Here is a 13,425-nt window from a genome sequence, read left to right on the forward strand (position 1 = left end):
GGTCGCTTAGGGTCGGTCCCGCTCCCCCACCGCCCGACCCCGGAGGTCAGCAGCCGCATGAGCATCCGTACGACCACCCGTGCCGTCCTCGGCGGGCGCCTGCGCTCGGCCACCGGCCTGCTCGGCGGCTTCGCGGCCGCCTCCGCGACGCACCTGGGCGCGATCCTGTCCGGCGCCTCCGTACTGCAGAACGCCACCAAGCCGGCCCTGATGCCGCTGCTGGCCGCGCACAGCGTCACCACGGCGGCCGCCGCCGGGCGGCGGGCACCGAAGGAGCTGGCGCCCGCACTGCTGCTGAGCGCGGGCGGGGACGTGCTGCTCCAGCTGAAGAACGACACCGCGTTCCTGGCCGGGATGGGCTCGTTCGCGGCGGCGCACGTCTGCTACGTGACGATGTTCGTCCGGCGCGGGGCGCTGACCGACCGCCGGCGGGCCCTGGTGGTCGCGGCCGCGTACGCGACGGCCTGGGCGGGCATGATCGGGCAGCTCTGGCCGGATCTCGGGGACCTGCAGATCCCGGTGGCCGGCTACAGCCTGCTGCTGGCCTCCACCGCCGTCACCTCGGCCGGGCTGGGCTGGCGGACCGGGCTGGGCGGGGCCCTGTTCCTGCTCTCCGACACGCTGATCGCCACCCAGCTGGCGAAGTGGCGGGAGCTGCCGGGGCATCAGTTCTGGATCATGGCGACGTACGTCCTGGCCCAGTACCTGCTGGCCGGCGGCATCCTCCGGCACGAGCACGAACGGGACCACGAGCGGGAGCACGAGCGCGAGCACGGGCAGTGGGGCGGGCGGGCGCCCGCGCCGCAGGCCGGCTGAGACGCCTGCGCGCCGCCGGCCCCGTCAGGGTCCGGCGACGCGCGGAGGAAACGCGGGGCGACGGCGCGCGGGGCCATCAGGCACCGCGCCGTCGCAGCAGCCAGAAGCCGCCGATGCCGCCCGCGACCAGGGCCGCGCCCCCGGCCAGCTCCGCCGGGTCGGACGCGACCGAGCCGCCGAAGCCGGTCTCCACGGCGCCGTGCGGGGCGATCTGCTGGCCGCCGGCGCCGGACTGGCCGAGCGAGCCCGCCCACTCGCCGGCCGCCTTGCCCCAGTCCCCGAGGCCCTTGTCGGAGCCGACGCCATTGCCGGAACCGAGGCCGTTGCCGGAACCGGGCCCCTTGTCGGAGCCGAGGCCATTGCCGGAACCGGGCCCCTTGTCGGAGCCGAGGCCATTGCCGGAACCAGGCCCGTTGCCGGAACCAGGCCCCTTGCCGGAACCAGGGCCGTTGCCGGAACCAGGCCCCTTGTCCGAACCGAGGCCATTGCCGGAACCGGGCCCCTTGTCGGAGCCGAGGCCTTTGTCGGAACCGGCCTGGGACGGGCCGACCGAGGCCTCTCCGTCCCTGGCGGATGCGAGGGGGGCCGTCAGGCCGGTCAGTACCGTCGCGCCGATCAGGGCGGCGGCGGCCGTACGCATGGGGCGCATGCCGGAACCTCCGGAATTCTCGAGCGCAGCCGGGGGACTCCGATGTCCCGTGGTCGAACAACTGCACCCGGTCATTCCCCGACGGTAGGCAAGCCATCGGGGCCCGGCCACCGGTCTGGACCGTTCGGGTTACCGCCTCTCACCCACCGTGACTCACAGGTCGAGGTCCACCACGACCGGCGCGTGGTCCGAGGTGCCCTTGCCCTTGCGGGCCTCGCGGTCCACGTAGCTGTCGGAGACGGCGTCGGCGAAGGCCTTGTTGGCGTAGGTGAGGTCGATCCGCATGCCCCGGTTCTTCGGGAAGGCCAGCTGGCGGTAGTCCCAGTAGGTGTAGGGGTGGTCGTACTTGAGCGGGCGCGGCACCACGTCGTGCAGGCCCGCCTCGCCGAGGGCCTCCAGCGCGGCCCGCTCGGCGGGGGTGACGTGGGTGAGGCCCTCGAAGGCGGCGATGTCGTAGACGTCCTCGTCGGTCGGGGCGATGTTGAAGTCCCCGAGGACGGCGAACGGGCGGGGCCCGGCGGCGTCCTCGACGGCGGCCTGGCGCAGGGCCTCCAGCCACTCCAGCTTGTAGCGGTAGTGGGCGTGGTCGACCTCGCGGCCGTTGGGCACGTAGACCGACCAGACCCGGACCGGGCCGCAGGTGGCGGCGACGGCGCGCGGCTCGACGTCGGGCAGCAGGGCGCCGTCGGCGAGGTAGCCGGGCTGGCCCGGCAGGTCGCGCACCACGTCGTCCAGGCCGAGCCGGGAGACGATCGCGACGCCGTTCCACCGGCCCGTGCCGTGCGCGGCCGTCTCGTAGCCGAGCGCGCGCACCTCCTCGTACGGGAAGGCGTCGGCCGCGCACTTGAGCTCCTGGAGGCAGAGCACGTCGGGCTTGGCGCTCTCCAGCCACTCCAGGAGCTTGGGCAGCCGCGCGGTGACGGAGTTGATGTTCCAGGTGGCGATGCGGACGGTCACGGCGGGCGGCCTTCCCGGTGGTTCGGTACGGACGGGTGCTTCGGTACGGACAGGTGCTTCGGTACGGACGGGTGCTTCGGTACGGCGAGGGGTGGGCACCCCCGCGAGGGAGGCCCACCCCGAACATACCGCCCGGCACTGACAGTCCCGATCAGCCCGCGGGCCGCACCACCGCCGCGGAGCCGCCGCCGCGCCGGACCGGTTCGGCCGCGGCCGCCCACCGCCCGTCCGGCAGCCGTTCGACCCCGGTGGCGGCGCCGATCTCGGCGACGGACGTGAAGCTGTGCCCGAGCGCTTCCAGTGCGGCCCGCTCGGGCAGCGCCAGGAAGGCCGGTTCGGCCTGGGTGGCGGCGGTGTTGCGCTGGCTGGCGCGCGGCGCGGCGATGGCCTGCTCCAGGCTCAGGCCCCGGTCGAGCCGCCCGAGCAGCACCTGCAGGGTGGTGGTGATGATCGTCGCGCCGCCGGGGCTGCCGGTGGCGAGCAGCGGTTCGCCGTCGCGCAGCACGATGGTCGGCGCCATCGAGGAGCGCGGCCGCTTGCCCGGGCCGGGCAGGTTGGGGTCGGGGACGCCCGGGGCGAGCGGGGTGAAGTCGAAGTCGGTGAGCTCGTTGTTGAGCAGGAAGCCGCGGCCGGGGACGGTGATCCCGCTGCCGCCGGTCTGCTCGATGGAGAGCGTGTAGGCGACCACGTTGCCCCAACGGTCGGCCACGGTGAGGTGGGTGGTGTTGGGGCCCTCGTAGGGCTCGGCGACGGCGGGGCCGGCCTCGGCGCAGCCGGCGGGGTGGCGCGGGTCGCCGGGGGCGAGCGGACTGGTGAGGGCCCGGTCGGGGCTGATCAGGCAGGCCCGGGAGGCGGCGTAGCGCGCGGAGAGCAGTTCCTTCGTGGGGACGTCGCCGAAGGCCGGGTCGCCGACCCAGCGGTTGCGGTCGGCGAAGGCGATCCGGGAGGCGTCCAGGAAGTGGTGGTAGTACTGCGTGTCTCCGTACGTGCCGAGGTCGCCGTCCTCCAGGATGCCGAGCGCCTCGCCGACGGTGGTGCCGCCGGAGCTGGAGGGGGCGATGGAGTAGACGTCGTAGTCGCGGTAGGCGACGTGGGTGGGGGCCTGGCGGTTGACCTGGTAGGCGGCGAGGTCGGCGGTGTCGACCTTGCCGGGGCGCGCCTTGCGGCCGGAGGCCTGGTCCACCGGCGGGTGCTGGACGGTGGCGGCGATGTCCTTGCCCAACTCGCCCTGGTAGAGGGCCCGGACGCCGTCCTTGGCGAGCAGCCGGTAGGTGGCGGCGAGGTCGGGGTTGCGCAGGACGGTGCCGACCTCGGGGGGCTTGCCGCCGGGCAGGAAGAGCTTGGCGGTGTCGGGGAAGTCCTTGAACCGGTCGTAGTTGTCGGCGGTCTGGCCGCGGAAGGTCTGGTCGACGACGAAGCCGTCGTCGGCGATCCGCTCGGCGGGCTTCAGGTTGTCGGCGAGCGGGCGGCTGCCCCACTGGCGCAGGGCGGTGTCCCAGGTGGCGGCGGTGCCGGGGACGCCGACGGACAGACCGCTGGTGACGGCGTCGGCGAAGGCCAGCGGCTTGCCGTCCTCCAGGAACAGCCCGGCGTCGGCGGTGCGGCCGGCCACCTCGCGGCCGTCGATGGTGTGCACCCGGCCGGTGGCGTGGTCGTAGTAGACGAAGTACCCGCCACCGCCGATGCCGGAGGAGTAGGGCTCGGTGACGCCGAGGGCCGCCGCGGTCGCGACGGCCGCGTCGACCGCGTTGCCGCCCTTGCGCAACACCTCGATGCCGGCCGCGGTGGCGTCGGCGTCCACGCTGGACACCGCCCCGCCCCAGCCCACCGCCTCGGCGGCCTTCGGCGGCGGAGCCGCGCCCGCCGCCCCGGCCGGCCCGGCACAGGACCAGACCAGGGCGGTGGCGAGCAGCAGCGGTGGTGCGAGACGGGTCAGAGCCCTCATCCGGGTCCTCCTGAGTCGGCGTCAACTCCGTTGTTTCACAGGAGGCATGATCCCGACAACCACACCGCACCGCTACCACCCGGCAGTTGACGCGACGGGAGGACCTCAGGAGGCGCTGCGCTCGACCCGGCGGCGCTTGATGGTGCGGAAGCGGCGGGCGACCTGTCGGGCGAGGTCGGCGGCGCCGACCAGGCCGGCCTCGTTGCCGAGGGCGGCGTGCACGATGGTGGCCTCGGGGCGGAAGCCGCGACCGGTGAGGGTGCGGCGGAAGGTGTCCCGGGCCGGGCCGAGCAGCAGGTCCCCGGCCTCGGAGACGCCGCCGCCGATGACGAAGCGGCCCGGGTCGAGCGCGGCGGCCAGGTTGGCGATGCCGACGCCGAGCCAGGTGCCGACCTCGTAGAGGAGTTCGGTGGCGGTCGGGTCGCCGTCCCGGGCGGCCTCGGTGACCAGTGGTCCGGTGATGCCCTCGACGGTGCCGCCGGCCCGGGCGAGCAGCGGCTGCACCACCGGGGACTCCTCGGCGACGAGTTCGCGGGCGTCGCGCACCAGTGCGTTGCCGGAGGAGTACTGCTCCCAGCAGCCGCGGTTGCCGCACGGGCAGCGGTGGCCGCCGGGCAGCACCTGCATGTGCCCGAACTCGCCCGCCAGGCCGTACTTGCCGCGGTCGACGTAGCCGTCGCGGACGACGGCGCCGCCGATGCCGGTGCCGAGGGTGAGCATCACCATGTGGTCCTCGCCGCGCCCGGCGCCGAAGCGCCACTCGGCCCAGGCGGCGGCGTTGGCGTCGTTCTCGACGATCACCGGGAACCGCAGCCGTTCGCTGAGCGCCTGCTTGAGCGGCTCGCCCCGCCAGTTCAGGTGCGGGGCGAACAGCACCGTGGAGCGGTCGGCGTCGACCCAGCCGGCCGCGCCGATGCCGACCGCGTGGACGTCGTGCCGGTCGGCGAGCTCCAGCACCAGCTCGACGATGACGTCCTCGACGACCTTGGCGCTGTTGCTCTTGTGGGGGGTGTCGGTGCGCAGCTTCTCCAGCACCTTGCCCTCGCCGTCCACCACCCCGGCGACCACCTTGGTCCCGCCGATGTCGACGCCGATGGTGGGCAGCCGCAGTATCCCGGCGGGCAGGGCGCGGCGGCGGCGCTCGGCCCGCGGGCCGAGGCCGAGGAGGTTGGGCAGGACGGCCGGCCGGGTGCTGCCTTGGGGGCTGTTCACGGCTTCGGACGCTCCTCACGGGGCTCGGGGTCAGTGGGTCGGGCCAGCTCGTGCGAGAGCTCGGCGAGGTCGGAGCCGCCGGCCATCTCGGTGGTGAGCTGTTCGAGGCCGATCTCGGCACGCGGGTGGCTGCCGGCCATCCGACCCCGCTTGAGCAGGGTGAAGTGGTCGCCGACCAGGTACGCGTGGTGCGGGTTGTGGGTGATCAGGACGACCCCGAGCCCGGCGTCGCGGGCGGCGGTGACGTACTTGAGCACCACCCCGGACTGCTTGACGCCGAGCGCCGCGGTCGGCTCGTCCAGGATCAGCACCTTGGCGCCGAAGTGGACGGCCCGGGCGATCGCCACGCACTGGCGCTGGCCGCCGGAGAGGGTGCCGATCGGGCGGTCGACGTCGTGCAGGTCGACGCCCATCCGGGCGAGCGCCTCGCGGGTGGTGGCGCGCATCCCGTCGGCGTCCAGGCGCAGGCCGCCCCAGCGGCGGTGGCCCTGCTCGGAGCCGAGGAAGAAGTTGCGCCAGACCGGCATCAGCGGGACGACGGCGAGGTCCTGGTAGACGGTGGCGATGCCGCGGTCCAGGGCCTGGCGCGGGGAGGCCAGGCGGACCTCCTCGCCGCCGACGCTGTAGCGGCCCTCGTCGTGCTGGTGCAGCCCGGCGATGATCTTGATCAGGGTGGACTTGCCGGCCCCGTTGTCGCCGAGCACGCAGCTGATCTCGCCGGCGTGCAGGGTGAGCGAGACGTCCTCCAGGGCGCGGACGGTGCCGTAGGTCTTGCCGACGCCCTCCAGCGCGAGCAGTTCGCGGTTCATCGCGGCCCCCGTTCGGCCTGGCGCTTGACGTAGGCGTTCAGCAGGGCGGCCAGCAGCAGCATCGCGCCGAGGAAGAACTTGAACCAGTCCGGGTTCCACTGGGCGTAGATGATCCCCTTGCTGGCCATGCCGAAGATCAGCGCGCCGAGCGCGGAGCCGACCACCGAGCCGTAGCCGCCGGTGATCAGGCAGCCGCCGATGACGGCCGCGACGATGTAGATCAGCTCGTTGCCGACGCCCTCGCCGGACTGCACGGTGTCGAAGGAGAACAGCAGGTGCTGGCCGAGCACCCAGGCGCCGAAGCCGACGCCGAGGTAGAGCAGCGTCTTGGTGCGGGCGACCGGCACCCCGACCGCGCGGGCGGCGGCCGCGTCGCCGCCGACGGCGAAGATCCAGTTGCCGAAGCGGGTGCGCAGCAGCACCCAGCTGCCGACCGCGAGCAGGCCGAGCCACCACCAGACGGTGGCCTTGACGGTCAGCCCGCCGACGGTGACCTCGGAGGCGAACAGCCAGCGGCAGGCGGCGAAGCCCTCCATGTCGGAGATCGGCTTGGTGGAGACCGTCCCGGAGACCAGCTTGGTGACGCCGAGGTTGGCGCCGGTCAGCATCAGGAAGGTGCCCAGGGTGACGATGAAGCTGGGCAGCCTGGTGCGGCCGAGCATCCAGCCGTTGAAGGCCCCGACGGCGAGGGTGACGGCGAGCGAGACCAGCACGCCCACCCAGGTCACCGCGGTGAACTGGTAGGAGACCATCGAGGAGGTCAGCGCGGCGGTGGTGACCAGCACGCCCGCCGACAGGTCGAACTCGCCGCCGATCATCAGCAGCGAGACCGGGACGGCCATGATCCCGATGGTGGACGCCGCGTAGAGCACGGTGCCCAGCGAGGAGACCCGCAGGAAGGGTTCGGCGGCCAGGGCGAACACCGTGAAGACCGCGACGGCGGCGATCAGCGAGCCGAGCTCGGGGCGGGCCAGGAGCCGGCGCAGTGCGGCCGGGCGGTCCTGGGCGAGGACGTCGGTGGTGCTCACCTCGTCCCCCTCGCGACGTACTCGGCGAGCGCGTCGGCGTCGTCCTTGGTCAGGATCTGCGGGCCGGTCGCGACGGGCTTGCCGCCGCCGAGCATGTCCAGGTTGGACTTGTACAGCCAGAGCAGGTCGACGCCCTCGTAGCCCTGGAGGTAGGGCTGCTGGTCGACGGCGAAGCCGACGCTGCCGGACTTGAGGCCGGACACCACCTGCGGTCCCAGGTCGAAGGTGTCGAGCTCGACGGCGCGGTGGACGTCCTGGACGGCCTGCAGGCCGGTGGCCGCCATCGGGCCGGAGAGGGTGAGCACGGTGTCGATGGCCGGGTCGGCCTGGAGCTTGGCGGAGATCGCGGCGCGGGCGTCGGGCATGTTGACGCCGTCCACGTACATCACCTGGAAGGCGCCGGCGGCCTTGGACTGGGCGCCGGAGCAGCGCTGCTCCTGGCCGACGTTGCCCTGCTCGTGGATGACGCAGAGCACGTTCTTGCGGCCGCGGCCGGCCAGCTCGGTGCCGGCCGCCTGGCCGGCGGTGGACTCGTCCTGGCCGATGTGGGTCAGGGCGCCGAACTTCGCGGAGTACTCCTGACCGGAGTTGACGGTGATCACGGGGATGCCGGCGGCCTTGGCCTTGCCGAGGACGCCGGCCATCGCGTCGCCCTTGGCGAGGGTGACCAGCAGGCCGTCGACCTTCTGGTCGATGGCGGCCTGGACGAGCTGGACCTGGTTCTGGGTCTGCGCGTCGTTGGAGTACAGGAAGGTGATGTTGTCCTTGGCGGCGGCCTGCTCGGCGCCCTTGCGCACGCTGTCCCAGAAGGCGTCGCCGGCTCCGGCGTGGGTCACCATGGCGACTTTCCAGCGCGGGGTGGTGACGGCGCTGCCGGCGGAGGCCGCGGCCTTGGCGCGGGCCTCCTCGGCGCGTCTGCCTCCGGTACTGCTGCAACCGGCCGCGGTGACCGCGAGAGCCAGGACGGCGCAAACGGGCCAGAAGCGGCGGGACGGGCGAAAGCGGGTTGTGCTCATCCCCATAGTCTCTCTGTCCCGGCCGCGCGCTCACGCACCGCCTCGCCCGGCGGCGTGCGCCGCCCGGGAGGTAAGGTGCCCCGGGGGACCTTTCCTGGAAGTTCGCTGGACATCACGTCCGGACGACGGCCGTCCGGGTGGCAGACTAAGCGCCGACCCGAAACCGGAACATCACGGAAACGTGATGTTCCTCTCAGGTTCCGCACAGATTTGGATGGCAACCGATCATCGGTTCCCCGCCGTCTGATGCCATTGGAGTGCGTTCGGGCGAGTGGGGCCCGGGCGGCCAGCAACCCGGATACGAGAACTTGATGCAACTGACAGGTACGCCATTCCTCATCCTCACCGTCATCCTGGTGCCGGTGTCCATCACGGTGGCGCTGCTGTTCTGGGGGAAGGTCCGCGGACCGAACCCGGTGCGGATCCTGTCCCGACTGGTCATGATCATGTTCTGCCAGGTCACGGCCGTGCTGATGGTCTTCGTGATGGTCAACAACGCCAACCTGATCTACGGCAACTGGGACGACCTGCTCGGCACCGGTGACCACGTCCGGGCCGTGCCCTCGCTCCCGCCGGCCGAGCCGGGCGCCCCCGCCGGCAACCAGGGCGGCGACGCCGCCAAGCAGCCGCCGAAGGTCACCCAGAAGTTCGCCGGCGTGAACGACCCCGCCGTTCCCACCGACGTCCAGAAGACCGAGCTCAAGGGCCAGGTGTCCGGGGTCGACGGCGAGGTGCTGGTCTGGCTGCCGCCGCAGTACAACGACCCGGCGTTCAAGGACAAGAAGTTCCCGGTGGTCGAGCTGATCCCCGGCTACCCGGGCTCCTCCTCCACCTGGTACGGCACCCTCAAGGTCTCCGAGCAGCTCAAGCCGCTGATGCAGCAGGGCAAGGTCGCCCCCTTCATCCTGGTCTCGCCGCGCACCCTGCTGCTCGGCAACCACCAGGACGCCGGCTGCACCGACATCCCCGGCAAGATCAACGCCGACGCCTGGATCACCCGGGACGTCCCGCAGATGGTCCTGGACAACTTCCGCGCCGACCCCTCCTCGGACCGCTGGGCGATCGCCGGCTACTCGGCCGGCGCCCACTGCGCGGCCAAGCTGTCCCTGGCGCACCCCAACCGGTACCGGGCCGGCATCTCGATGTCCGGCTACAACGACCCGGCGGCCGAGTCGGACTCCCTGGTCGGCAAGGACCCGAAGCTGCGCGAGGCCAACAACCCGGTCAACATCCTGAAGACCGCCCAGACGCCGCCGAAGGTCAACCTCTTCATCAGCGGCAAGAAGGGCGACGGCCTGGAGGACGCCCAGGCGATCGCCGCGGCGGCCAAGGAGCCGACCAAGGTCCAGGTCCAGGAGAGCAACGGCCCGCACACCACGGACCTGTGGAAGACCATGGTGCCGAGCGTCTTCGAGTGGCTGACCGGGATCATCCCGGCGCAGTGACCACGACCGCACGGAGGAGGGCCCGCCGCGAGCAGTCGCGGCGGGCCCTCCTCCGTGCGGGCCCTTCTCGGATGCGGACCGTCCCGGCCTCGGGCCGTCAGGCCAGTTCGAGCGCCAGGTAGAAGTCCACCCGGTCCTCCAGCCGGGAGAGGTCACGGCCGGTCAGCTCCTCGATCCGGCCGATCCGGTAGCGCAGGGTGTTGACGTGGACGTGCAACTGCGCGGCGCAGCGCGTCCAGGAGCCGTCCGAGCGCAGGAAGGCCTCCAGGGTGCGGACCAGGTCCGCCTGGTGCTCGATGTCGTACGCGATCACCTTGTCCAGCAGCCGGCTGCGGAAGGCCCGGCGGACCTCGTCCGGGACTGCCGCCAGCAGCAGCACGTGCGAGGCCAGCTCCTCGGGGCCGGCCACGCAGACCCGGCCGACCCGGGCGGCGGCGATCCGGCGGGCGTGCCGGGCCTCCTCCAGGGCGCCGCGCAGGCCGCCGGCCTCGGAGGCGGGGGCGGAGACGCCGAGGGTGATCCGGCCCTCCGAACCGAGGCCGGCCTCCAGCGGGGCGAGCAGGTCGCGCAGGGCCTCGGCGGGCACCGAGCCCTCCAGGACGGGCAGCACCACCACGGCGCCCGAGCCGGCCCCGGCGACCAGGGCGCGGTCGGTGGTGCCGCCCAGCGCCTCCTCCAGGACGGCGCGCACCGCGCCCTCCGGCAGGCCGGTCCCCTCGGCGCTGAGCACCAGCCAGGAGGCTTCCGGGGCTTGGGATTTGGGCTCGGGGCTCTCGTAGCGGGCGGCCATCGCCGAGGAGGCGTACAGGGTGCGGCTGATCTCGGCCGGGTCGGCGTCGCGCTGCAGCAGGGTCAGCACCTCGTCGGCGAGGCGGCGGCGCAGCCGGCGGCCCTCGTCGCGGCGGTGGCGCTCGGCGGCGACCAGGCGGGCCAGGTTCTCGGCGAGCTGCTGGCGCTTGGTGGTCCACTCGGTGACGTCGCCGGCCACGGCGAGCACCCAGTCGGCGAGCGGCGTCTCGTGCTCGGCCGAGACCGGGGCGGGCAGCAGCGAGTAGGAGCCGCCGGCCAGGCGGGCCCGGTGCGGGGGGCGGCGGCGCTGGCGCTGGGCGCCCAGGTGGGCGCGGACCAGCTGGTCGCGGTCCTCGGCCGGCAGGCGGTCGGCCGGGCCGGCGATCACCGCGCCGGTGGGGGTGAGCACCCAGCAGTCGAGGTCGAGGTCGCCGCCGAGCAGGTCCAGCACGGCGTCCAGCCCGCCGCCGCCGGCCGCCGAGACCAGCAGGCGGTGCCGGTCGACGAGGGCGGCGAGGTCCGCGGCGCGGTCGGCGGAGACCTGGCGGCCGATGAACTCGGTGACGGTGCCGAAGGCGATGTCGTCGGGGACGGCCAGCAGCGGCATCCGGTGCCGGCGGCAGGCCTCGACCAGGTCCTCGGGCACCGGGCCGACCTCGGCCTCGCCGGCCGCCAGGGCCACCGCGCCGCCGGCCGCGAGGGTCCGCACGAACCGCTCGGAGTCGGCCGGGCCGGTGCGCCACAGCATGCCGGTGAGCACCAGTTCGCCGCCGTGCAGGTAGCGGCCGGGGTCGTGCAGGTCCGTGGTCATGACGCCGCTGACCTGCCGGTCCAGCTCGTCCTCGGCCGCGAGCAGGCGCAGTCGCGGGGCGCCGGGGGCGAGCAGGTCACGGACACGCATCCGCGGACTCCTTACGGGGGCTGAGGGTGGGGTGGGGCTGAACGTGGGAGGCCCGAGCGCTCGGTCCGGGGGTCACAGTGTGCCCGAACATCCGTGCTTGGCGTTACGTCCGGGCGGGCGGCCGGATCACGGGCCCATCGCTTGCGAATCACGGCCGGATTACGGTCGTAGGTAGCACCTGGTGAACACCTGGGCTGCGCGATTGTCCTCCTTAGAGGAACGTACAGGATGCCGGGCGGGAGCACAGCCGGGGCTTCATGCCATCGGTGACTGCCAGCGGGCCCCGCCGCGGCGGTTCACTGGGCCACACGCCGCCGGACACAACCCGGTGACCGGGGCCCGACGCGGAGGCGACGAAGCGGTATGAGAGGTCCGAACACCGAGTTCCGGGCACTGTGCCCACCCGTTCGGCAGGCGACGACTTGAGGAGACACCCGCATGGAGTTCCTTCGGCCCGCTACCTGGGACGAGGCACTCGCGGCGAAGGCCGAGTACCCGACCGCGCTGCCCATCGCGGGCGGTACGGACGTCATGGTCGAGATGAACTTCGACGTGCACCGGCCATCCGCGATTCTCGATCTGAACCGCATCACCGAGCTCACCCAGTGGTCGAACGACGGCGGCGTCGTCAGACTCGGCGCCTCCGTCCCGTACGCCCGGATCATCGACGAGCTGTCCGGGCCGCTGCCCGGGCTGGCGCTGGCGGCCCACACCGTCGGCTCGCCGCAGATCCGCAACCGCGGCGGCGTCGGCGGCAACCTCGGCGCGGCCTCCCCGGCCGGCGACTCCCACCCGGCGCTGCTGGCGGCCGGCCGGGACGTGTTCGTCGAGGCGGCCTCCGTGCGCGGCACCCGGCTGATCCCGATCGACGACTTCTACGTCGGCGTGAAGCGCAACAGCCTGGCCGCCGACGAGCTGATCCGGGCCGTGCACATCCCGGTGGCGGACGGCCCGCAGCAGTTCTCGAAGATCGGCACCCGCAACGCCATGGTGATCGCGGTCTGCGCCTTCGGTTTCGCCCTTCACCCGAAGGACGGCACCGTCGGCACCGGCATCGGTTCAGCCGCTCCCACGCCGCGCCGCGCCGTCGAGGCCGAGGAGTACCTGCGGGGCGTGCTCGCCGAGCGTGGGCTCTGGGAGTCCGGCGACCTGCTGGGCACCGAGGTGATCCAGCGCTTCGGCGAGCTGGTCAAGGCCGCCGCCTCGCCGATCGACGACGTCCGGGGCACCGCCGACTACCGCCGGCACGCGCTGGCCGTGATGGCCCGCCGCACCCTCACCTGGACCTGGAACGACTACAGCAAGCAGATCAGGAGCGCGGCATGAGGGTGACGTTCACCGCCAACGGCAAGCCGGTCGAGGCCGACGACGTCTGGGAGGGCGAGAGCCTCCTGTACGTGCTGCGCGAGCGGGTCGGCCTGCCGGGCTCCAAGAACGCCTGCGAGCAGGGCGAGTGCGGCTCCTGCACGGTCTACCTGGACGGCGTGCCGGTCTGCAGCTGCCTGGTCGCGGCCGGCCAGGTGCAGGACCGCGAGGTCCGCACGGTCGAGGGCCTGACCGACGAGAACGGCGAACTGGGCCTGGTCCAGCAGGCGTTCATCGACGCCGGCGCCGTCCAGTGCGGCTTCTGCACCCCCGGCCTGCTGGTGCAGACCGACGCGCTGCTGGACCAGGACGCCCAGCCGAGCGACAACGACATCCGCGAGGCGCTGTCGGGCAACCTCTGCCGCTGCACGGGCTACGAGAAGATCATGGACGCGGTGCGGCTGGCGTCCGCCCGCAAGTGCTCCGGTAAGGGGGCCTCGGAATGAGCGAGCGAAGCGAACGAACCATCGAAGGGTGCGCCTTGTGCGAAGCG

At 73.1% G+C, this 13,425-nt stretch carries 12 protein-coding genes; 4 read left to right on the forward strand and 8 right to left on the reverse strand.

Going from position 1 to position 13,425, the window contains the following annotated elements; genetic code table 11:
• The first annotated feature begins 57 nt into the window (after nucleotides 1–57).
• Nucleotides 58–816, forward strand: a complete 759-nt coding sequence (locus ACIO5E_RS04665; RefSeq protein ID WP_400663812.1) for a lysoplasmalogenase — start codon at nucleotides 58–60, stop codon at nucleotides 814–816.
• 76 nt (nucleotides 817–892) lie between these two features.
• On the opposite strand, the gene ACIO5E_RS04670 is transcribed toward ACIO5E_RS04665, so the two are convergent.
• From ACIO5E_RS04670 to ACIO5E_RS04700, 7 genes are all read right to left on the reverse strand, one after another.
• Entirely contained in the window at nucleotides 893–1,465 is a 573-nt protein-coding gene (locus ACIO5E_RS04670; RefSeq protein WP_400663814.1) for a hypothetical protein, read from the reverse strand.
• 153 nt (nucleotides 1,466–1,618) lie between these two features.
• Nucleotides 1,619–2,422, reverse strand: a complete 804-nt coding sequence (locus tag ACIO5E_RS04675) for an exodeoxyribonuclease III (protein WP_280679461.1) — start codon at nucleotides 2,420–2,422, stop codon at nucleotides 1,619–1,621.
• Between the two features lie 151 nt (nucleotides 2,423–2,573).
• Nucleotides 2,574–4,367, reverse strand: coding sequence for a gamma-glutamyltransferase (gene ggt, locus ACIO5E_RS04680; RefSeq protein ID WP_400663816.1), 1,794 nt, complete (start codon nucleotides 4,365–4,367; stop codon nucleotides 2,574–2,576).
• A gap of 105 nt (nucleotides 4,368–4,472) precedes the next feature.
• On the reverse strand, nucleotides 4,473–5,579 hold the full coding sequence (locus ACIO5E_RS04685) for an ROK family glucokinase (RefSeq protein WP_400663818.1): 1,107 nt from the start codon (nucleotides 5,577–5,579) through the stop codon (nucleotides 4,473–4,475).
• On the reverse strand, nucleotides 5,576–6,388 hold the full coding sequence (locus ACIO5E_RS04690) for an ATP-binding cassette domain-containing protein (RefSeq protein ID WP_400663820.1): 813 nt from the start codon (nucleotides 6,386–6,388) through the stop codon (nucleotides 5,576–5,578). Before ACIO5E_RS04690 ends, ACIO5E_RS04685 begins: the two co-directional genes overlap by 4 nt.
• Nucleotides 6,385–7,416, reverse strand: coding sequence for an ABC transporter permease (locus ACIO5E_RS04695; protein ID WP_400663822.1), 1,032 nt, complete (start codon nucleotides 7,414–7,416; stop codon nucleotides 6,385–6,387). Before ACIO5E_RS04695 ends, ACIO5E_RS04690 begins: the two co-directional genes overlap by 4 nt.
• The gene (locus ACIO5E_RS04700) at nucleotides 7,413–8,432 is read right to left on the reverse strand and encodes a sugar ABC transporter substrate-binding protein (protein WP_400663824.1); all 1,020 of its coding nucleotides are present in this window, start codon (nucleotides 8,430–8,432) and stop codon (nucleotides 7,413–7,415) included. Before ACIO5E_RS04700 ends, ACIO5E_RS04695 begins: the two co-directional genes overlap by 4 nt.
• Nucleotides 8,433–8,743: 311 nt before the next feature.
• On the opposite strand from ACIO5E_RS04700, the gene ACIO5E_RS04705 reads away from it, so the two are divergent.
• On the forward strand, nucleotides 8,744–9,877 hold the full coding sequence (locus ACIO5E_RS04705; protein WP_400663826.1) for an alpha/beta hydrolase: 1,134 nt from the start codon (nucleotides 8,744–8,746) through the stop codon (nucleotides 9,875–9,877).
• A gap of 97 nt (nucleotides 9,878–9,974) precedes the next feature.
• Here ACIO5E_RS04705 and ACIO5E_RS04710 read toward each other — a convergent pair whose 3' ends face one another.
• Complete coding sequence (locus ACIO5E_RS04710) at nucleotides 9,975–11,567, reverse strand: PucR family transcriptional regulator (RefSeq protein ID WP_400663828.1); 1,593 nt, start codon at nucleotides 11,565–11,567, stop codon at nucleotides 9,975–9,977.
• Nucleotides 11,568–12,005: 438 nt separating this feature from the next.
• On the opposite strand from ACIO5E_RS04710, the gene ACIO5E_RS04715 reads away from it, so the two are divergent.
• Both ACIO5E_RS04715 and ACIO5E_RS04720 read left to right on the forward strand, forming a co-directional pair.
• Nucleotides 12,006–12,893, forward strand: coding sequence for a xanthine dehydrogenase family protein subunit M (locus tag ACIO5E_RS04715; RefSeq protein WP_280679446.1), 888 nt, complete (start codon nucleotides 12,006–12,008; stop codon nucleotides 12,891–12,893).
• Nucleotides 12,890–13,378 (forward strand): (2Fe-2S)-binding protein, encoded by a 489-nt coding sequence (locus ACIO5E_RS04720; RefSeq protein WP_400663830.1) that lies wholly within the window; start codon nucleotides 12,890–12,892, stop codon nucleotides 13,376–13,378. The genes ACIO5E_RS04715 and ACIO5E_RS04720 overlap by 4 nt, the downstream gene beginning before the upstream one ends.
• The last annotated feature ends 47 nt before the right edge of the window (nucleotides 13,379–13,425 follow it).

It is taken from the genome of Kitasatospora sp. NPDC087314 (assembly GCF_044744365.1).
Classification (GTDB): Bacteria; Actinomycetota; Actinomycetes; order Streptomycetales; family Streptomycetaceae; genus Kitasatospora.

Excerpts from the sequence above, each read along its gene's own strand:
- ACIO5E_RS04690 (WP_400663820.1), bottom strand. The coding sequence starts at position 6,388 with ATGAACCGCGAACTGCTCGCGCTGGAGGGCGTCGGCAAGACCTACGGC.
- ACIO5E_RS04715 (WP_280679446.1), top strand. The coding sequence starts at position 12,006 with ATGGAGTTCCTTCGGCCCGCTACCTGGGACGAGGCACTCGCGGCGAAG.
- ACIO5E_RS04700 (WP_400663824.1), bottom strand. The coding sequence starts at position 8,432 with ATGAGCACAACCCGCTTTCGCCCGTCCCGCCGCTTCTGGCCCGTTTGC.
- ACIO5E_RS04720 (WP_400663830.1), top strand. The coding sequence starts at position 12,890 with ATGAGGGTGACGTTCACCGCCAACGGCAAGCCGGTCGAGGCCGACGAC.
- ACIO5E_RS04710 (WP_400663828.1), bottom strand. The coding sequence starts at position 11,567 with ATGCGTGTCCGTGACCTGCTCGCCCCCGGCGCCCCGCGACTGCGCCTG.
- ACIO5E_RS04665 (WP_400663812.1), top strand. The coding sequence starts at position 58 with ATGAGCATCCGTACGACCACCCGTGCCGTCCTCGGCGGGCGCCTGCGC.
- ggt (WP_400663816.1), bottom strand. The coding sequence starts at position 4,367 with ATGAGGGCTCTGACCCGTCTCGCACCACCGCTGCTGCTCGCCACCGCC.
- ACIO5E_RS04670 (WP_400663814.1), bottom strand. The coding sequence starts at position 1,465 with ATGCGCCCCATGCGTACGGCCGCCGCCGCCCTGATCGGCGCGACGGTA.
- ACIO5E_RS04705 (WP_400663826.1), top strand. The coding sequence starts at position 8,744 with ATGCAACTGACAGGTACGCCATTCCTCATCCTCACCGTCATCCTGGTG.